This window comes from Ruegeria atlantica, from assembly GCF_013033965.1.
Taxonomy (GTDB): domain Bacteria; phylum Pseudomonadota; class Alphaproteobacteria; order Rhodobacterales; family Rhodobacteraceae; genus Ruegeria; species Ruegeria atlantica_D.
In genome coordinates, this window is record NZ_WQFE01000002.1 from 124,158 (window position 1) to 142,124 (window position 17,967).

General features: G+C 57.2%; 18 protein-coding genes and 1 riboswitch. Of the genes, 10 read left to right on the top strand and 8 right to left on the bottom strand.

Annotated features, from left to right (window positions below):
- Positions 1-8: 8 nt before the first annotated feature.
- Positions 9-527 carry a L,D-transpeptidase family protein gene (locus GOW16_RS04490; protein ID WP_170410923.1) on the top strand — a complete coding sequence of 173 codons (519 nt, stop codon included), beginning with the start codon at positions 9-11 and terminating at the stop codon, positions 525-527.
- Here GOW16_RS04490 and GOW16_RS04495 read toward each other — a convergent pair.
- From GOW16_RS04495 to cysQ, 7 genes are all read right to left on the bottom strand, one after another.
- The gene (locus GOW16_RS04495; RefSeq protein ID WP_170410926.1) at positions 511-1,956 is read right to left on the bottom strand and encodes a nodulation protein NodH; all 1,446 of its coding nucleotides are present in this window, start codon (positions 1,954-1,956) and stop codon (positions 511-513) included. The two genes, GOW16_RS04490 and GOW16_RS04495, sit on opposite strands and share 17 nt — an antisense overlap.
- Positions 1,957-1,962: 6 nt before the next feature.
- Positions 1,963-3,663 carry a DUF5927 domain-containing protein gene (locus GOW16_RS04500; protein ID WP_170410929.1) on the bottom strand — a complete coding sequence of 567 codons (1,701 nt, stop codon included), beginning with the start codon at positions 3,661-3,663 and terminating at the stop codon, positions 1,963-1,965.
- Positions 3,660-4,646 carry a glycosyltransferase family 2 protein gene (locus tag GOW16_RS04505; protein WP_170410932.1) on the bottom strand — a complete coding sequence of 329 codons (987 nt, stop codon included), beginning with the start codon at positions 4,644-4,646 and terminating at the stop codon, positions 3,660-3,662. Before GOW16_RS04505 ends, GOW16_RS04500 begins: the two co-directional genes overlap by 4 nt.
- Before the next feature lie 147 nt (positions 4,647-4,793).
- A complete protein-coding gene (locus GOW16_RS04510; protein WP_368039870.1) occupies positions 4,794-5,852 on the bottom strand; it encodes a glycosyltransferase family 2 protein in 1,059 nt (352 codons plus the stop codon).
- 7 nt (positions 5,853-5,859) lie between these two features.
- Entirely contained in the window at positions 5,860-6,843 is a 984-nt protein-coding gene (gene galE / locus GOW16_RS04515; protein WP_170410938.1) for a UDP-glucose 4-epimerase GalE, read from the bottom strand.
- Between the two features lie 69 nt (positions 6,844-6,912).
- Positions 6,913-7,713 (bottom strand): 3-deoxy-manno-octulosonate cytidylyltransferase, encoded by an 801-nt coding sequence (locus GOW16_RS04520; protein WP_170410941.1) that lies wholly within the window; start codon positions 7,711-7,713, stop codon positions 6,913-6,915.
- Positions 7,713-8,510, bottom strand: coding sequence for a 3'(2'),5'-bisphosphate nucleotidase CysQ (gene cysQ, locus GOW16_RS04525; RefSeq protein WP_170410944.1), 798 nt, complete (start codon positions 8,508-8,510; stop codon positions 7,713-7,715). Before cysQ ends, GOW16_RS04520 begins: the two co-directional genes overlap by 1 nt.
- Positions 8,511-8,633: 123 nt before the next feature.
- On the opposite strand from cysQ, the gene GOW16_RS04530 reads away from it, so the two are divergent.
- On the top strand, positions 8,634-9,455 hold the full coding sequence (locus GOW16_RS04530) for an ABC transporter permease (RefSeq protein WP_170410947.1): 822 nt from the start codon (positions 8,634-8,636) through the stop codon (positions 9,453-9,455).
- Here the strand turns inward: GOW16_RS04530 and GOW16_RS04535 are convergent.
- Positions 9,452-10,054, bottom strand: coding sequence for an alpha-ketoglutarate-dependent dioxygenase AlkB family protein (locus GOW16_RS04535; RefSeq protein WP_170410950.1), 603 nt, complete (start codon positions 10,052-10,054; stop codon positions 9,452-9,454). The two genes, GOW16_RS04530 and GOW16_RS04535, sit on opposite strands and share 4 nt — an antisense overlap.
- A gap of 213 nt (positions 10,055-10,267) precedes the next feature.
- Here GOW16_RS04535 and dnaK point away from each other — a divergent pair, with 213 nt between their 5' ends.
- The 8 genes from dnaK (at position 10,268) to GOW16_RS04575 (ending at position 17,961) form a co-directional block, all read left to right on the top strand.
- Entirely contained in the window at positions 10,268-12,175 is a 1,908-nt protein-coding gene (gene dnaK, locus GOW16_RS04540) for a molecular chaperone DnaK (protein WP_170410953.1), read from the top strand.
- A 74-nt stretch (positions 12,176-12,249) separates the two neighbouring features.
- Entirely contained in the window at positions 12,250-13,404 is a 1,155-nt protein-coding gene (dnaJ, locus tag GOW16_RS04545) for a molecular chaperone DnaJ (RefSeq protein ID WP_170410956.1), read from the top strand.
- A 130-nt stretch (positions 13,405-13,534) separates the two neighbouring features.
- Positions 13,535-13,639, top strand: a riboswitch (TPP riboswitch).
- A 46-nt stretch (positions 13,640-13,685) separates the two neighbouring features.
- Positions 13,686-14,489, top strand: a complete 804-nt coding sequence (thiD, locus tag GOW16_RS04550) for a bifunctional hydroxymethylpyrimidine kinase/phosphomethylpyrimidine kinase (RefSeq protein WP_170410959.1) — start codon at positions 13,686-13,688, stop codon at positions 14,487-14,489.
- Complete coding sequence (locus tag GOW16_RS04555; RefSeq protein WP_170410962.1) at positions 14,486-15,463, top strand: FAD-dependent oxidoreductase; 978 nt, start codon at positions 14,486-14,488, stop codon at positions 15,461-15,463. The genes thiD and GOW16_RS04555 overlap by 4 nt, the downstream gene beginning before the upstream one ends.
- Positions 15,447-15,641: a sulfur carrier protein ThiS gene (gene thiS / locus GOW16_RS04560; RefSeq protein ID WP_170410965.1), complete on the top strand. Its 195-nt coding sequence runs from the start codon at positions 15,447-15,449 to the stop codon at positions 15,639-15,641. Before GOW16_RS04555 ends, thiS begins: the two co-directional genes overlap by 17 nt.
- A gap of 3 nt (positions 15,642-15,644) precedes the next feature.
- On the top strand, positions 15,645-16,409 hold the full coding sequence (locus GOW16_RS04565) for a thiazole synthase (RefSeq protein WP_170410968.1): 765 nt from the start codon (positions 15,645-15,647) through the stop codon (positions 16,407-16,409).
- The gene (locus GOW16_RS04570) at positions 16,406-17,002 is read left to right on the top strand and encodes a thiamine phosphate synthase (protein ID WP_170410971.1); all 597 of its coding nucleotides are present in this window, start codon (positions 16,406-16,408) and stop codon (positions 17,000-17,002) included. Before GOW16_RS04565 ends, GOW16_RS04570 begins: the two co-directional genes overlap by 4 nt.
- The gene (locus tag GOW16_RS04575; protein WP_170410974.1) at positions 16,999-17,961 is read left to right on the top strand and encodes a HesA/MoeB/ThiF family protein; all 963 of its coding nucleotides are present in this window, start codon (positions 16,999-17,001) and stop codon (positions 17,959-17,961) included. The genes GOW16_RS04570 and GOW16_RS04575 overlap by 4 nt, the downstream gene beginning before the upstream one ends.
- Positions 17,962-17,967 lie beyond the last annotated feature (6 nt).

Below are 17,967 nucleotides of genomic sequence, written 5' to 3' on the forward strand. Positions count from 1 at the left end.
CAGTGAACATGGATCGTCGAGCATTTGGATTGGGCGCGATGGCAACGCTGAGTCTTTCAGCGTGTGCTTCGGCAAGCCCCAGATTTCTGACTTATGATGGGCCCGAAGTGACCTCTTTGGTCATCAACAAGGGCGCGCGAAAACTATATCTTCTGCACAATGATAAGATCCTGAAAGAATATAAGGTCGATCTTGGGTTTGCACCCAACGGTACCAAAGCCAAGAAGGGCGACGGACGCACGCCGGAAGGCAGCTATCTGATTGATCGCCGCAATCCCAACAGCCGCTATCATCTGTCGCTGGGGATCTCGTATCCGAACTCTGAAGATATTGCGAAAGCAAAGGCCATGGGCGTCGATCCCGGAGGAGATATCTTTATCCACGGACAACCGAACCGTCGAAAAGAGCGCAAGCGCGCCAAAAAGACGCCGGATTGGACCGCGGGCTGCATCGCCGTCAAGAACGACGAGATGGAAGAGATCTATGCAATGGTAAACCGCGGGACGCTGATCACTCTGCGCCCTTAACCGGTTTCCAAGCCCCAAACCCGAATTGCATATAGTCGCGCTGGTACGCTTGGGCTGCCAGCGTTTCCAACTTTTCGTCATAAACCTCAGCCAGCGAGTACGGAGTATCCGCTTCGCTGAGTTCAGGTAAGGGTGGTGTCTTGTGCCCCATCCTTCGCGCCAGATCGGGCAGGGCGTCAGAGATTTCCTCTTCGCGAATGATTAGGTCTGGCAAAGCAAATGCCGCCATCCCCTCAAGAGCCTGCGATTGACTGCACCATGCCGCATCCACGCGTATTGCTGTTTGCAGCGAAAGGTTCTGTCGCAGGAAGGTCAGGAACGCTGAAAACGCTTCGTAATGCTGCTCAACCGGGTAGTTGCCTTCGCGCAGCTGCCCAGGGATCGGAACCTTGAGCCGGTTGCGCAGGACGTGCCGGATTTTCGGATACGCACCGGAACCTGTGTTGAGGATATGCCGGCTAAAAGCACCATGGGCGCGGGCCAATGGATGCTGGAGCACGGTGAACTTGCGATGCCCGGGATTGGATTGAAACCACCGACGGGTCTGCTTTCTGTTCTGATTGGTCAATAGCTGATCGACATCGACATGATCCAGCGCGGCCATCCACCTTGCGACCGGGGCTTCCATTCCTCCGCGTATCGGCATGTACATCAGCGGCGTCTTTGGCGTGGCAACATAATTGGCCACCAGAGGGCGACGACGCGGTTCAAAATTCGGTGTGCTGTGCAAGTTGAAGCTGTCGATCTGCGACAACGCCTGCTCCATCTCATCCGGGTTTGTCACCTTTGCCAGCGCAGGTTCCGGATTTTGCGGTTTGAGCGTGTCATCGATTGCCGACAGCCTGCCAGACACACCTAACCATTTGGCAAGGCCATTCAGAAGGTGCACCTGACTGAGGTCGTCATATGTAATGTAAAACGCGGTCTGCCCGCTTTGCTGCAAACGCTGTGACAGCATGAGGTGAAATTCATGCTGCCGGTTCAGATATTTTACGAACGCTTCGGCATCGAACGTGACCTGTGCTTCGCGACGGCGCTTGATGTTTTTCAGCTGCCACTGCTTGGTTTCCCGCGCGATGTTCAACGAGATGTAGCTGTCCAACGCGTTTCGGGTCAGAATGATCTTGGCGCAGCGCGGGTCATCCAAAGCAGGCTCTAACACGCGGGGATCATGTCCCTGAAAAAAGCGAAAGCCGTTCATCTCTCCGGGCGCCTTGCGGATCGCCTCCAGCAGTGTGGATGGGTCCCGATCCCGCTCTTCCACCGAGATGCCCAGCAGAGTGTCGGATTTCAGCCGCCCAATGAAATGGGGATTGAATGCTTCGCCATGGCTGGTGATACCTTCGATGGCGTTCAGGTTCGCCTCAAGCAGATTGGAACCAGTTCGCATGGCTGCAAGAATGATAAAATAGTCAAAGTTGGGAGTCATAGGGCTTTACTGCACCAGATAGGGTTTTCGGTACGGCCGTATCCGATTGGTGAAACTGTCATCCGGTGGGAAATCGCCCATAAGATAAGGATGCATGCCCTGATTCTTGAGGTTTTGCAGAAACTGGCCGAATCCGGTCAGATCCACCATTTTCGGCGCTTCGGTCAGGTGGCTGGTCTGCACGGTTCCGGCATCCTCGACCACGGCCTGCAAAGGCTCGACCGGGGATTCTACGAACTCTGCCAAAGTCCAGGTGCGCAAGCGCGCTTTGGTCCAGACAGAAGACAGGATTTCCAGCTGCTTGGTTTCGATCTGCTGCAGTCGGGCGGCCTCGGCCCGGATATCGGCAAAGTTCAAATTGGATCGAAACAGCGGGATCGCCCATGCGCCGGTAATGACAGATATCTGCGCGTTCTTGTCCCGGGCCAGGAACCAGTTGATTTCTTGCGTGTCAGCGGGGCCGAACTGAAAACACTGTTTCTCGCCTCGCGTGTTCCAGATCAGGTTCGAAACGAATGCCGTTGGGTTGTAGTCTCGCAGCTTTGCGCAATCGCTGAGGCCGCCGTTGACTATGGTCTCTCCGCCGGCGAATTCAGCCCGTTGCGGGCCAAACAGATGTCCATGCACGCGCGCGCCAGTGATATTGGCCAACCAGGGCTCGAAATCTTCGAACACTTCGGTAAAACCCTGAAAGACCGAATACGGAAATGACGTCAGGCCGTTTTCGTTGCCGTGCCTTGGAAAACGACTTTGCATATACAACCCGTCGCGCCCGCGTGTGCGCCGTTCGACCGCTTTGGAAAACACCCGGTCAATCTTGCTCGGGTTGGGTTCAGCGGGTTTCATGGCACCGGCCTGGTCGGTCAGAAAGGCCTGATACAGGCGGTTCGCGTTGGGCCAGATTTTGCGGGCTACGAAGCAATCCGACCTGCGCAGGAGCTGCAGGTGATCGTCGTAGAAAATATGCGGACGACCCTGGTAGTCGAACTTGGACAGGGTCAGAGAGCGGCTTTCGATATGAGTGGAATACAGGCGCGTCAGCGTCTGGAAGTAACTCTCGTCAGGAATCCAGACGCGCCGGAAATACCGATCATAGGTCGCGCGCTTCGGATCCTGCAATATGGCAGACAGCGTTTGTCGGGTCAGGCACCACCACTGGCTACCCATATGCGGCACAAGCCCTTCGGGTATATGGCGACGAATGCGCAATGCGCGTTGCAGTTTCACGTAGGCATCAAACAGCTTGCGGTTTTTGCGCCACGAGAACGGAAATCTCAGGGTAAAACGCTCTTGATCCAGGCCGCCGATAGTCCAGCTGACATCGGAGGTTGTGGCGCTTTCGATAAAATCAACGCGCGGGCGGTCAGAGAGATATGTGACCAGTTCATCCACCGGTCGCAAGGGAAGGCAGGCCCCAGACGTCAGGAAGACATGGCGCACATCGGGAAACACCTCAAGCATCAAGGCGGCAGCAGATTGCGAGGCGGCAACTATGCCCCAACCACCCCAGTTGCAGACATGGCGTTCAGAAAAACGGATCAGCGGATCATCGGAACAGGCGGCTACGAACTCTGCATAGACCTTATCGGGAACTTTCCGGTCCACGTGGATCACCACAGGACACCCTGACGCCGTCCAGTGACGCGCCACTTGCCCGGCCCGGTTCAGTGCGGTGTGGACCAACATAACGATGCCCAGGTTGCTCATGCCCAGTTTCCTTTCGACATGAGGCCCAGAATCTCAAGCTGCCGCCAGTTGATATAGGATTCCGATTTGTCGCACCAAAACTCTGGCATGTCCGCCAGGTGTTTCGCATAGGCGCGATATTCGCCCGAGCTGCGGTAGTGCTGTCCGCGCTCCATCTCTTCCTGGGCTTTTTCGCCCAGCGTGCTGATGAGTTTGGCGTGCAATAGCGCACCACTTGCCTTTTCGCCCCCCCATTCATCATAGACCTGGTTCAGCCCGCGTGGCAGCAGCGCATGGGTCGAGCTGACATAGACATAGCGTTTGTCCCATTTCACCAATGGGATCTTGTTCAGCGCAGGTGCTTTTTTGGGTTCGTCCCTGAAGAAAACGCGCGCGCGGGGACCGCCTTGGATCCAGAGATTTCCGTAAGTCGGGTTTTTCGTGATCGTGTAATTCCCCGCATCAAACCAATTGGCGATGTCGAACGGGTTTTGTCCTTCGGAATAGACTGCGTCTTCCACCGGTCCTTCAGGATACATGTCGATTAGCATCGCGCTGAAGCTGCGCACGGCGCAACCGTCCAACCAGTCGGTCAGGGCCCGGATTGGGCGTGTGTCGCAAAACGGGTAAATGAAGAATTCGTCCGGATCGACTGTCAGAACCCAGTGCCGGTGTGCAAACTTTCGCAGCAGGTAGTTTGTCCAGTCCACCCCAAATGACGCACGCCTATAGCTTGCATCGGCACGCCAGACCGACACATCGGGTTGGCCTGCCAGATACTCAAGCGACCCGTCGTCGCTGGCGTTATCAACGAACAGAAAATGGTTGATACCCAGTTGCCGGTAGTAGTCCAGAAAATACGGCAGGCGGATTTTCTCATTCCGTATCACGCTGATCAGCAGGATGTCTTTCCGTCGTATTGAATTTGTATTTACGGAAACGGGAACAAGGTCGCGCCGCTTTCGAAGGCAACGTAATATACGGCGCTTGCGCCGCAATCTCATTCGGTATGAATCCAATAGGCCCACGCGACTGCCCAACCTTTGTTATTTACGCGAGCGTGCCCGGTGCCTGGACAAGCCAGAGTGGTGCCGGGCAATTGCCGTTTTATGCCATTCTTTCATCTTTCGAAGCAACGACTTTAAAAACCGTTAGTTCGAGTTGTGACCTTCCCAGTCGATCGTTCCCATCAGACCTAGTGTCTGCAAAAATCTCCAACTGGTATATAGTTTGGAATCCGGCGTCCACAAAACGGGGCGATCCATGATGCCGTCATAGTAGCCTGCAAACTGTTCGGGATCGTGAAAATGTTGCCGGCGCGCTTTCTCAATCTTTGATTTTTCCACAACTTCCGGCAGGAATTTTGTGTGCAACAATACGCCGGAAGGGGCAGTGTCGCCGGGGCCTGCGTAAGTGCTATTCAGATGGCGTGGCAACGCGGAATGGCACGAATTCACATAGGCAAAGCGCCGCGACCATCGGACCAGCGGGATTTTGTTCAGTGTGGGGGATCGGCGAGGGGTATCGGCAAAGAACATGCGTTCGCGCGCGCCGCCCTGCACCCACAGGTTGCCCATCGGGCTTTGCCGTTGTGCCCGGTAAGGACCGGCGTCAAACCAACCCACCAGTTCCGTCGGATCGGTCTGAGGGTCGTAACTTTGTTCCGCCAGCGGGCCTTCGGGATAAAGATCCAGCATCAGCGCGCCAAACGCGGCACGCTCCCGATCATCCAACCAGTCCGTCAGGTCGCGCAGGGGCCGGGTGTCATGATCAGGGTAGATCAACAGCTCATCCGCATCGACCATCAGGGTCCAGTGGTTGTGGCCATAGCGCATTTGCAACCAGGTCAGCCAATCCAGCCCATAGCGTGACGCGCGGTAGCTGTCCGGGGTCCGCCACAGCGACACGTCCGGTTGTTCCCTGAGATACGGCACCGTGCCGTCATTGCTGCTGTTGTCGACGATCAGAAAGTGATCGACCCCCAATGCCCGATAGTGGCGCAGGAACCAGGGCAGGCGGGTGATTTCATTTCGCAGCGTGGTGAAGGCCAGAATGTCGCCGGGTTTGATGTTCCCAGTACGGTCGATCAATCCGGACAATTGATGGCGGCTGCGAAAGGATCGCCACAACAGCCGCTGTCGTTTCAGCCGCAACCGGTATCTTTGCACCCATGAAATGGGCGGAAGTGTATCTTCCTCTGTACCAGTCACCACGGGCTCATTTTTCGTAGTTACCGTTTTGGTGCCATCGCCACGCATCGGCAATCATCGTCTCTAACGTGGATCTTTCCGGGGACCAGCCAAGCTCGTTACCTGCACGAACAGAACCCGATACCAGCTTGGTGCAATCCCCCGCCCGGCGTGGCCCGATCGCGAAAGGCACGTCGCGGTTGGTAACGGCTTTGGAATGGCTGATCACCTCCATCACCGAAAAACCCGATCCGGTGCCAAGGTTGAAGATGCGGCTGCCTTTGCCTTGCTCCAGCCAGTTCAGCCCCAAGACATGGGCATCGACCAGATCGCAGACGTGCACGTAGTCGCGAATGCAGGTGCCGTCCGGAGTATCGTAATCCGTCCCGAAAACAGTCAGCCCGTCGCGCTTGCCGTCGATTGCGTCCAGCATCAGGGGCACAAGGTGGGTTTCGGGGCGATGAAACTCACCAACCTCGCCATCGGGGTCCGCGCCCGCCACGTTGAAATACCGAAAGATCACATGGTTCAGCCCGTGCGCCGCCTGAAAATCGCGCAGGATATCTTCGATGGCACGTTTTGAGGCACCATAGGCGTTCAAGGGCAGTTGCGGTGTGTCTTCGTCCAGAACGACGTTGTCATGCTCGCCATAGGTGGCGCAGGTGGACGAGAACACAAAGTTCAGACACCCGGCGGCCACCGCGGCCTCGATCAGGTTCAATGATCCGGTAACGTTATTGGACCAATATTTGCCGGGCTCGGACATCGCCTCACCTACTTGGCTGAGGGCGGCAAAGTGCATAACGGCCTCGGGCTCGTATTTGGCAAACACCTCATCCAGCCGGGCTCGATCCAGCAAGTCGCCCTGTTCGAAGGGACCGAATTTCACCGCGTCCTGCCAGCCGGTTACCAGATTGTCGAAGGTTACGGGCGTGTACCCGGCCCGGGACAGCGCCTTGCAGGCATGAGATCCAATGTACCCGGCGCCGCCGGTGACAAGAATATTTTTCATAATTCGTTCCAAATTGTGGTGCCGCGTCCAGTTAGACGTCGTCCTGACAGAAGTGCAGGGGAAAAAGGGTCAATCCAACCCCATCGCGGCCATCATTTCTTCGAGCTTCGGCACATCCTGCGGATTGTTCAACTCCCAGAACTGGCGCCCCTTGGCCTCGACCTCAACGCACAGAACTCTGCGACCGTTCTCCATGAAGCGTAGCTGTTCCAGCCCTTCCAGCTGCTCTAATGGTCCCACCGGCCAGGTCGAATAGGCAGCCAGAGCATCGGGGCGATAGGCGTAGACGCCGACATGGTGGAAGACCGGCGTCTCATCCTCTCCACCGTAGGTTTCGGCGGTGAACGGGACGACCTCTTTCGAAAAATACATGGCACTGTGATCAGCTGCGAAGACGGCAGTGGTGCCACCAACGCGCCCGTGCTTGCGGTCGTTCAGCAGGCTGTTCAGTGCGTCGCCATCGCAGCGCAGTACAGGTGTGGCCACGCCTGCCTCGGGGGCGGCGCGAAGGCCGGCGATCAGGTCTTCGACAAACCAATGCGGCGTCAGCGGCGCGTCGCCTTGCAGGTTCACCACGATGTCAAAGCCAGCGCCAAGGTTCGCATGCGTCTCAGCGCAACGTTCGGTGCCATTGCCGCAGCTTTCCGAGGTCATCACCACCTCGGCTCCGAACCCTTCTGCCACATCGCGGATGCGGTCGTCATCGGTGGCAACAACCACTTTGTCGACACCCGACACCGAACAGGCCGCGCGCCAGGACCGCTCGATTAAGGTCATCGCGGTGCCATTGGCTCCGGTCAGCGGAACCAGTGGTTTGCCCGGATAACGGGTCGAGGCATAGCGGGCGGGAATGGCTATCAGAACAGACATCAGGCCTCCTTCAGGTCAACGCCCGGAGCGTAGGCGATAAAGAACGGGTTTGCATAGCCGTCCTTACCATATGTCAGCGGCGCGTGGTCGTCGAAGCGTACAACCTTGCCGCCTGCGCCTGCCAGAACAGCGTGGCCAGCAGCGGTGTCCCATTCCATGGTGCGACCGACGCGGGGGTAGAGGTCGGCCTCGCCGGTGGCGACCAGACAGAATTTCAACGACGAGCCTGCGCTTTTGCTGTCCTGCACCTGATACTTGTTGATGTAATCCTCAGTGGCCTGATCGCGATGTGACTTCGATGCGACGATCAAAAGTGCGGAATTGTCCGGTTTAGAAACCGAAATTGGCTCTAAATCGCCAATTTGATCCTTTTCCAGTGCGCCGGTTTCCTCGACCGATAGACCGTCCGCTTGTGTGTAGAACATACGACCCTTTGCCGGGGCATAAACAACACCCCGCGTCGGCACACCATTTTCGACCAGTGCGATATTCACAGTGAAATCACCACGCCGGTTGATGAATTCTTTGGTGCCGTCCAAAGGATCGACGATCAGAAACGTGTCGCCCTTTTCAGAATGTGAGGCAGCCTGTTCTTCGGTCACCAGCAGAATATCCGGGAACGCTGCGCGCAAACCTGCCGAAATCAGAGCATCCGCGGCCTCATCCGCTTCGGTAACGGGGCTGGCGTCGGATTTGACTTTGACGTCGAAATCATCTGCCTCGTATATCTGCATAATCGTGTCCCCGGCTTCTAGTGCAAGACGTCTGATTACGGGAATAAGGGCGTCGTAGGTCACAAAAATGCTCCGTTGCTGTAGTTTGTTGATCGAAATCCTTGTGGGCCTTATGCTGCGCCGGTTACGGAACGGCAAGAATTTCGTGAAAGATTGCAGGCAATTCAGCGGGAAAGAGAGCACTGAGTGTTTTATTTTAAGCGAAATCAGACGCTTCTGGGCGGTGCCTTCACAACTGCCGAGCTTATATATCATGCGGTCGTGCATGGGATACGATCGAGACATGCGAATGCTGTGATCGCGATCATTATAAATATCGTACAAATTCTCGCACTTGTGACCGTATTTTACTTTATCTTGTCAATGCTTGGTACCCGGGTCGCCAAGATCAGAGGGAACTTCATCCTGTTTTTGTTGTCAGGCGTTTTTCTGTTCCTGACCCACATCAAAGCTGTCGCGACTGTTGCTGGTGTCGGCACCGGGAACAACCCGATGATGTTGCATTCTCCGATGAACATGATGGTGGCATTGTTGGCCACCGCCTTTGGGTCGCTTTACACACAATTGGTCTCAATCCTTGTGATCCTTTTCGCCTACAGCGTTTTGGTTGAACCCCTAGAGATCCAAGACCCGGGCGGGGCATTCTACATGCTGATCCTGGCCTGGTTTACGGGATGTGCAGTGGGTGTTGTCCTTATGGCGCTAAAGCCGTGGTTCCCTGGCACTTCTGAAATTTTGAAAAACATGTACCGGCGCATGAATATGTTGTTTTCCGGCAAGATGGTTGTCGGGAATGCGCTGGGCGGCTTCTTGCTGAGTTTTTTTGCATGGAACCCGTTGTTCCATGTGATTGATCAGTGCCGTGGTTTTGTCTTTCGGAACTACTATCCGCGAAATTCCAGTTGGGAATATGCACTGTGGGTTGGGCTGGCTTTGCTGATGATCGGATTGCTGGGGATTTTCTACACCCGTCAGCACGTCTCGGCCAGCTGGGGTGCGCGTCGCTAGTTCGCGACCCGTAAAGTCAGGTTGATCCGTCCGCCTTTGGGCAAAAGTTTGGATGACCCAAAACGGATGCGGTCCACCCCGTGATAGGTCAGGCGCGCTGGTCCGCCCATGATCACAACGTCGCCCGAGTTCAGCCAGATGGATTCCGTCTTGCCGCCGCGCGACGTGTTGCCGATGCGAAAAAGGGCATCATCGCCCAGCGACACCGACAGCACTGGCCATGAAAAATCGGCTTCGTCCTTGTCTTGATGCAGACCCATGCGTGCGCCCTCGCCGTAGTAGTTGATCAGACAGCAATCGGGGTCGTGTTCATTGCTGGCAAGATTGCGCCAGATTTCAAGAATGGGTGCGGGAATGGCGGGCCACTCCATCCCCTTCGGATGCTGCGCCTGATATCGGTATCCCGCTTTGTCGGTAACCCAGCCAAACGCCCCGGCTGAGGTCATGCGCACGGACATTTCTTTGCCGGACGGCGTGGTGGGCCGAAACAGGGGTGCGGATTTCAGAATCGGGCGCAAAGCCTCAATCAGCTGCGTTTGTGCCGCAACGTCCAGATAGGCTTTTCTGATATCAAATCCGCGCAAGAGCAGCCGCGCCATTGAAGATTCCTCAATCCTTGCCAAAACCTTGCCCAAAAAGGCCGCAGATTCCCGAAAACCTGCCTTTTAGACCGCTTGCAGGCTTTTGGTCTCGCCCTTATATACGCCGGGACGCGCGATGGTGTAGTGCTATTGCGCAAACCAGATCGGGGCCGGATGCCATAACGGGTCCGGGCCTCGGGACATCGCCTTGAAGAGAAAGGGATTGAACATATGGGAAAAGTAATCGGTATTGACCTCGGGACCACCAACTCTTGTGTGGCCATCATGGACGGCTCGCAGCCGAAGGTCATCGAAAACGCAGAAGGGGCGCGGACCACGCCCTCGATCGTCGCCTTCACCGAAGATGAGCGACTGGTCGGTCAGCCTGCAAAACGTCAGGCGGTCACCAACCCCGACAATACCATCTTTGGCGTCAAACGTCTGATCGGTCGTCGTGTGGATGATGCAGAAGTCGAAAAAGACAAGAAAATGGTGCCATACGCCATCGTTGATGGCGGCAATGGCGACGCGTGGGTCGAAGCCCGCGGTGAGAAATATTCTCCAAGCCAGATCTCGGCCTTCACTCTGGGCAAGATGAAAGAAACCGCCGAGAGCTATCTGGGTGAGGAAGTCACGCAGGCGGTTATCACCGTTCCTGCATATTTCAACGACGCACAGCGTCAGGCCACCAAAGACGCCGGTAAAATCGCCGGTCTGGAAGTGCTGCGGATCATCAACGAGCCGACAGCTGCTGCGCTGGCCTATGGTCTGGACAAGGAAGAAACCCAAACCATCGCGGTTTATGACCTTGGTGGTGGTACCTTCGACGTGACCATTCTGGAGATCGACGACGGCCTGTTCGAGGTTAAGTCGACCAACGGCGACACCTTCCTCGGTGGTGAAGACTTTGACATGCGCATCGTCAACTACCTGGCGGATGAGTTCAAAAAGGAACACGGTGTCGACCTGTCTCAGGACAAGATGGCCCTGCAGCGTCTGAAAGAAGCTGCTGAAAAAGCCAAGATCGAGCTGTCCTCGACCTCGCAGACCGAAATCAACCAGCCGTTTATCTCGATGGGTGCTAACGGACAGCCGCTGCACATGGTCATGAAACTGACCCGTGCCAAGCTGGAATCACTGGTTGGCGACCTGATCAAGAAGTCGATGAAGCCCTGCCAGGCTGCTCTGAAAGACGCTGGTCTGTCGGCTGCTGACGTGGACGAGGTTGTTCTGGTCGGCGGTATGACCCGGATGCCGAAAGTGATCGAAGAGGTCACCAAGTTCTTCGGTAAAGAGCCGCATAAAGGTGTGAACCCGGACGAAGTTGTCGCCATGGGTGCCGCCATTCAGGCCGGTGTTCTGCAGGGTGACGTCAAAGACGTGGTTCTGCTGGACGTGACCCCGCTGTCGCTGGGCATCGAGACACTGGGTGGCGTGTTCACCCGCCTGATCGACCGCAACACCACGATCCCGACCAAGAAGTCTCAGGTCTTTTCGACCGCCGAGGACAACCAGAACGCTGTGACCATCCGCTGTTTCCAGGGTGAGCGCGAAATGGCTGCGGACAACAAGATCTTGGGTCAGTTCAATCTTGAAGATATCCCGCCCGCACCGCGTGGCATGCCTCAGATTGAGGTGACTTTTGACATCGATGCCAACGGCATTGTCTCGGTTTCGGCCAAGGACAAAGGCACCGGTAAAGAGCAGAAGATCACCATCCAGGCATCGGGCGGTCTGTCGGACGAAGATATCGACAAGATGGTCAAGGACGCCGAAGAGAACGCGGAAGCCGACAAGGAACGCCGCGAACTGGTCGACGCCAAGAACCAGGCGGAAAGCCTGATCCACTCGACCGAAAAGTCGATGGAAGAGCATGCCGACAAGGTCGACCCGACCACCATCGAAGCCATCGAGCTGGCAATTGCCGCGCTGAAGGACGAGCTGGAAACTGAAAATGCCGACAAGATCAAGTCGGGTATTCAGAACGTCACCGAAGCGGCTATGAAGCTGGGCGAAGCCATCTACAAGGCACAAGCCGAAGAGGGTGAAGATGCACCGGCGGCCGCAGATGAAGCGCCGGGTGAAGACGATATTGTCGACGCCGAGTTCGAAGATCTGGACGACGACAAGCGTAACTAACGGGTAACCGGGCCAATTCGGGCCGGTCCGGTTGCCGGGCCGGCCCAATTACGTTGAGGCAGAAGGAAACACTGATGTCCAAACGCGACTATTACGAAGTGCTCGGCGTGTCCAAGGGCGCTTCGGCGGATGAGATCAAGAAAGGCTTTCGCAAGAAAGCCAAGGAACTGCATCCGGATCGCAACAAGGACAACCCCGACGCAGAAGCGCAGTTCAAAGAGGCGAACGAGGCCTATGATGTCCTGCGCGACGGTGACAAAAAAGCGGCTTACGACCGCTTTGGCCATGCCGCTTTCGAAAATGGCATGGGCGGCGGTGGCCGCCCCGGTGGCGGATTTGGCGGGCAGGGCGACTTCTCCAGCGCGTTCTCGGATGTGTTCGACGACCTGTTCGGCGATTTCATGGGTGGCCAACGCGGTGCGACCGGGGGTGGCCGACGCGCCGCGCGCGGATCCGACCTCCGCTATAACCTGCGCGTAAACCTGGAAGAGGCATTCTCGGGACTGCAAAAGACGATTAGTGTACCTGCCGCCGTGGCCTGTTCGGCCTGTGACGGATCAGGTGCGGAAGGTGGGGTGGAACCCACAACCTGCCCGACCTGCTCGGGCATGGGTAAGGTTCGGGCGCAACAAGGCTTTTTCACGGTCGAACGGTCTTGCCCGACCTGTTCAGGTCTGGGTCAGATCATCAAAAACCCCTGTAAAGCCTGCGGGGGCGCCGGGCGCGTCGAAAAAGAACGTGCGTTGTCGGTCAACATTCCGGCTGGTGTCGAAACCGGAACCCGTATTCGTCTTGCCGGTGAAGGCGAGGCCGGTATGCGCGGTGGCCCTCCGGGTGATCTGTACATCTTCGTCGAAGTCTCGGACCACAAGTTGTTCGAGCGCGACAGCGTGAACCTGTATTGCCGCGTACCGGTCAGCATGGCCAAGGCTGCGCTGGGCGGTTCGATCGAAGTGCCGACCATCGACGGTGGTCGTGGCCGCGTGCAAATCCCGCCTGGCAGTCAATCAGGTCGTCAGATGCGCTTGCGGGGTAAAGGTATGCCTGCACTACGCGGCGGGGGTATTGGCGACATGTTCATCGAACTAGCTGTGGAAACCCCGGTCAATTTGACCAGCCGGCAGAAAGAACTGCTGCGCGAGTTTGATGATCTGGGCGAAGATAACCACCCGGAATCGAAAAGCTTTTTCTCATCCGTCAAATCGTTTTGGGACGGCATGAAAGGCTGAACCAACACTTCGTGAACTTCTATCGCAAGTCGGCCCATCAAGGCCGGCTTTTGCATTTCATAAGTCCAGTTTGGCCGCAATCTGCCACAAAATTGGCCCTTGATTCCCTTTTGATCCCCTGAGATTGTCCGCCCAACCGTTGGGGTGCCCTGCTTGGGGCTGAGAGGCGTGAATGCGCTAACCCATCGAACCTGATCCGGGCAATACCGGCGTAGGGAACGGTCTTATAGTGCTTAGACGTTTTCCATGCCCCGTTGCCCATTTTGAACCGGAGCAACGACATGGCACCTATCGCCTTAACAATCGCAGGATCTGACAGCGGCGGAGGGGCCGGAATTCAGGCGGACATCAAGGCGATGTCGGCGCTGGGCGTCTACGGGGCCAGCGTGATCACTGCGGTGACGGCTCAGAACACGCGCGCGGTAACGGCGGTGCATGGCATCCCGCTAGACGTGATTTCGGCCCAAATCGAGGCTGTTCTTACCGATCTGGACGTTCGCGCGATCAAGATCGGAATGCTGGCGACCCCAGAGATCATCCACAACGTCGCTGAAAGCATCGCGGGTTTTGATGGGCCGGTAGTTCTGGACCCGGTCATGATTGCAAAATCCGGCGATGCGCTGCTGGTGGCAGAGGCCGTGCAGACTTTGCGCGATGTTTTGCTGCCGCGTGCTGCCGTGTTGACGCCAAACCTGCCCGAAGCAGCTTGTCTGCTGGGCGTTGAACCGGCGGACAGTCTTGATCAAATGGCCGCACAGGGACACGACCTGTGCGCGATGGGTTCGGGTGCGGTTCTGATGAAGGGCGGTCACGGCAAGGGCGACATTTGCCACGACATCCTTGTTTCCGCTTCGGGCGTTGTTAGTGAGTTTCAAGCGCCGCGCCAGCGGACGCGCAACACGCATGGAACCGGTTGCACCTTGTCCTCTGCCACCGCCGCCGGTTTGGCCAAGGACCTGCCGCTGACCGAGGCCGTCACCCAGGCGCATGGGTATCTGCAGGGGGCGATCTTACAGGCTGATGCTTTGAATATCGGACAGGGTCACGGGCCGGTGCACCACTTCCATCAGGTATGGCCCCTATGACCGTCTGGTCAGTCATAGGGGCCGGCGTCGCCGGTTTGGCCGTCGCGTCCGAGCTTGTCTCGCGCGGGGCAAGGGTACGGGTATTTGATCCTGGCGGTCCGCCGGGACCGCATGGCTGTTCCTGGTGGGCGGGCGGAATGCTGGCCCCCTGGTGTGAGTACGAAAATGCAGAAGAGCCGGTTTTGCGCCTTGGTCAGATGGCAATTGATTGGTGGGCTGAGCGCACAAAGGTTCACAAGCGCGGTACGTTGGTCGTTGCCAACCCGCGGGACTTTCCGGACCTTCGCCGCTTCGCTCGCCGCACAGAGGGTTTCTCCGAAGTCAATAAGCGAGAAATTCCCCGATTAGAGCCTGATTTACAAGATTTCAGCAAAGGTCTCTACTTCGGTGCCGAAGCGCACCTGGATCCACGTCAGACTTTGCAAAACCTGACCTGTCAGCTTCGCGATCAGGGGGTCCAGTTCCACAATACGCTAGCGCCGCCGAACTTGGAAAACGCCATCGATTGCCGTGGCTTGCGTGCGCGCGATGACCTGCATGATCTGCGTGGTGTGAAGGGTGAGATGCTGGTGATCCGGTGCCCGGACGTTACCTTGACCCGACCCGTTCGGCTGCTTCATCCACGGATGCCGCTGTACATCGTGCCACGCGGCGACGGCGTATACATGCTGGGCGCAACGATGATCGAATCCGAGGACAGCAGCCGCATCACCGCACGATCGATGCTGGAACTTCTCAGCGCTGCCTATGCACTGAACCCCGCCTTTGGTGAGGCCGAAGTTCTGGAAATCGGTGTCGATCTGCGCCCTGCTTTTCCGGACAATCTGCCGCGCATCCGTCGTTTGAGACGGACGATTTACGCCAATGGCCTCTACCGCCATGGCTACCTGCTGGCCCCCGCGCTGGCAAAAGGCGTGGCTGATCTGGCGTTGGACAACAAACATTCGGAGATGGTCGATGAAGATCGTGCTTAATGGCGAACCGCGTGACGTGAGCGCTGAAACTCTTGCCGACCTTTTGTTGGAATGCGGGTTTTCCGGACGGGTGGCGACGGCTGTGAACGAGGATTTTGTGCCCTCTGGCCTGCGCATATCCCAAACACTCAATGAGGGTGACAGGGTCGAAGTCCTGGCCCCGATGCAAGGGGGCTGAAGGATGAAGACGTTCTACGGCACTCAACTGCCCAATCCCCTGATGTTGGGTACCGCGCAATATCCCAGCCCGGCAATTCTGGAACAGGCGTTTCGGGATAGTGGGGCAGGGGTCGCCACAGTGTCGTTGCGGCGCGAATCTGGTGCCGGGCAGACCTTCTGGCAGATGATCCGTGAATTGGGTGTGCTGGTTCTGCCGAACACGGCAGGCTGCCACACGGTGAAAGAAGCCGTGACCACCGCCCATATGGCGCGCGAGGTGTTTGACACCAAATGGATCAAGCTGGAACTGATCGGACATACCGACAGCCTGCAACCTGACGTGTTCCAACTGGTCGAAGCCGCGCGGATTCTGACCGACGACGGGTTCGAGGTGTTTCCATATACCACGGACGACCTGATCGTGGGCGAACGCCTGCTGACGGCGGGGTGTGAGGTTCTGATGCCATGGGGGGCTCCGATTGGTTCGGGCCGCGGGCTGAACAACGAATACGCCCTGCGTGCAATGCGGGCCGAGTTTCCGGATGTCCCATTGGTGATCGACGCTGGTATCGGCCTGTCCAGCCATGCTGCGCACGCGATGGAGCTGGGATTTGACGCCGTTCTTTTGAACACCGCCGTGGCACGGGCCGGCGATCCTGTCGTCATGGCCAAAGCGATGATGCAGGCCGTCATGGCGGGGCAACTGGCCCATCAGGCCGACCCGATCGAAGCGCGCGATATGGCCGAACCTTCGACCCCTGTTATCGGAAAGGCGTTTTTGTCATGAGCCTCGACCGGTTTTACCCAATTTTTGATCATTCCGACTGGCTGCGCCGGATTCTGCCTTTGGGCGTAAAACTGGTGCAGTTGCGGATCAAGGACCAGACGGACGCAGTCGTGCGTGAACAGATCACGGCTTCGCGGAATTTGTGCCGCAAATATGGGGCTGTTCTGGTGGTGAATGACTATTGGCAGGCGGCCATCGACTCAGGTTGTGACTGGATTCATCTGGGACAGGAAGACTTGGATGAAGCGGATCTGAAAGCCATCCGACGGGCAGGGTTGAAACTGGGTGTTTCAACCCATGACGATGACGAGCTCGAGCGTGTGTTGGCTATGAGCCCCGATTATGTCGCGCTGGGGCCGGTCTACCCAACGATCCTGAAGAAGATGAAATGGGAACAGCAGGGCCTTCCTCGTGTCACCGAATGGAAAGCGCGGGTAGGTAACATCCCGTTGGTCGGTATCGGCGGGATGACCGTCGAGCGTGCGTCAGGCGTTCTACAGGCCGGGGCGGACATCGTTTCGGTCGTGACGGACATAACGCTGAATGCCGACCCAGAGGCTCGCGTGCGTGCCTGGATCGAGGTCACCAGATGAACCGCTATGCCCGTCAGACAATCCTGCCCGAGGTCGGCGATCACGGTCAGGCCCGCTTGTCAGACGCACGAGTTCTGGTTGTGGGGGCCGGTGGCTTGGCAGCGCCCGTTCTGCCGTTGTTGGCCGGTGCCGGGATCGGACATCTGACTATCGTGGACCCCGATGAGGTCGCCCTGTCGAACCTGCATCGCCAGACATTGTTTACCGAGCGGGATTGCGGTCGTCCCAAAGCCCAAGTCGCTGCCGAACGGAGCCGAGCTCTAAACGCCGAAGTTACAATTTCGGTCCAAAAAATGACTCTAACAAGTGCGAATTCTCAGGACATTGTCGCCGACGCCGACGTCATCCTCGATTGCGCAGACAGTTACGCGGCAACTTATATGCTGTCGGATACCTGCCGTGCGCTGGGCAAGCCGTTGATAAGTGCCTCGGTGCTGGGGATGTCGGGGTATGTTGGCGGTTTCTGTGGCGGTGCGCCTTCATTGCGGGCGATCTTTCCCGATGCGCCGGACAGCGGGGCAAGCTGTTCGACGGCCGGAGTTCTGGGTCCGGTTGTCGCAATAATTGGGGCGATGCAGGCGCAAATGGCGCTCGGTCTGATCTTGGGGCTGAGCCCTTCACCGCTGGGGCAGATGGTTCAATTCGACGCCCGCACGATGCGCAGCACAACATTCCGCTTTGAAAATGCGCCTGAGCCTACTCATCATTTCCCATTCGTATCGGCATGCCAACTGAACCAGGATGATCTGATCATCGAATTGCGCGGCCCTGAAGAAGCCCCCGAACCCATACATCCCAAGGCGCTCCGCAGGCCTCTCGATTCGCTTAGTATAGAGCCTAACAAAGGCATAAGACTGGCTCTTTGCTGTGCCACCGGGCTGCGCGCGTGGCGTGCTGCTGAACAATTGAAACCAAATTGGCCGGGCGAGATTGTCCTCGTCGCGGCCTCAACCTCGTGAACGAAA

Excerpts from the sequence above, each read along its gene's own strand:
- dnaJ (WP_170410956.1), top strand. The coding sequence starts at position 12,250 with ATGTCCAAACGCGACTATTACGAAGTGCTCGGCGTGTCCAAGGGCGCT.
- dnaK (WP_170410953.1), top strand. The coding sequence starts at position 10,268 with ATGGGAAAAGTAATCGGTATTGACCTCGGGACCACCAACTCTTGTGTG.
- GOW16_RS04570 (WP_170410971.1), top strand. The coding sequence starts at position 16,406 with ATGAGCCTCGACCGGTTTTACCCAATTTTTGATCATTCCGACTGGCTG.
- thiD (WP_170410959.1), top strand. The coding sequence starts at position 13,686 with ATGGCACCTATCGCCTTAACAATCGCAGGATCTGACAGCGGCGGAGGG.
- GOW16_RS04535 (WP_170410950.1), bottom strand. The coding sequence starts at position 10,054 with ATGGCGCGGCTGCTCTTGCGCGGATTTGATATCAGAAAAGCCTATCTG.
- galE (WP_170410938.1), bottom strand. The coding sequence starts at position 6,843 with ATGAAAAATATTCTTGTCACCGGCGGCGCCGGGTACATTGGATCTCAT.
- GOW16_RS04490 (WP_170410923.1), top strand. The coding sequence starts at position 9 with ATGGATCGTCGAGCATTTGGATTGGGCGCGATGGCAACGCTGAGTCTT.
- GOW16_RS04565 (WP_170410968.1), top strand. The coding sequence starts at position 15,645 with ATGAAGACGTTCTACGGCACTCAACTGCCCAATCCCCTGATGTTGGGT.
- GOW16_RS04505 (WP_170410932.1), bottom strand. The coding sequence starts at position 4,646 with ATGAGATTGCGGCGCAAGCGCCGTATATTACGTTGCCTTCGAAAGCGG.
- GOW16_RS04495 (WP_170410926.1), bottom strand. The coding sequence starts at position 1,956 with ATGACTCCCAACTTTGACTATTTTATCATTCTTGCAGCCATGCGAACT.
- thiS (WP_170410965.1), top strand. The coding sequence starts at position 15,447 with ATGAAGATCGTGCTTAATGGCGAACCGCGTGACGTGAGCGCTGAAACT.
- GOW16_RS04520 (WP_170410941.1), bottom strand. The coding sequence starts at position 7,713 with ATGTCTGTTCTGATAGCCATTCCCGCCCGCTATGCCTCGACCCGTTAT.
- GOW16_RS04500 (WP_170410929.1), bottom strand. The coding sequence starts at position 3,663 with ATGAGCAACCTGGGCATCGTTATGTTGGTCCACACCGCACTGAACCGG.
- GOW16_RS04575 (WP_170410974.1), top strand. The coding sequence starts at position 16,999 with ATGAACCGCTATGCCCGTCAGACAATCCTGCCCGAGGTCGGCGATCAC.
- GOW16_RS04555 (WP_170410962.1), top strand. The coding sequence starts at position 14,486 with ATGACCGTCTGGTCAGTCATAGGGGCCGGCGTCGCCGGTTTGGCCGTC.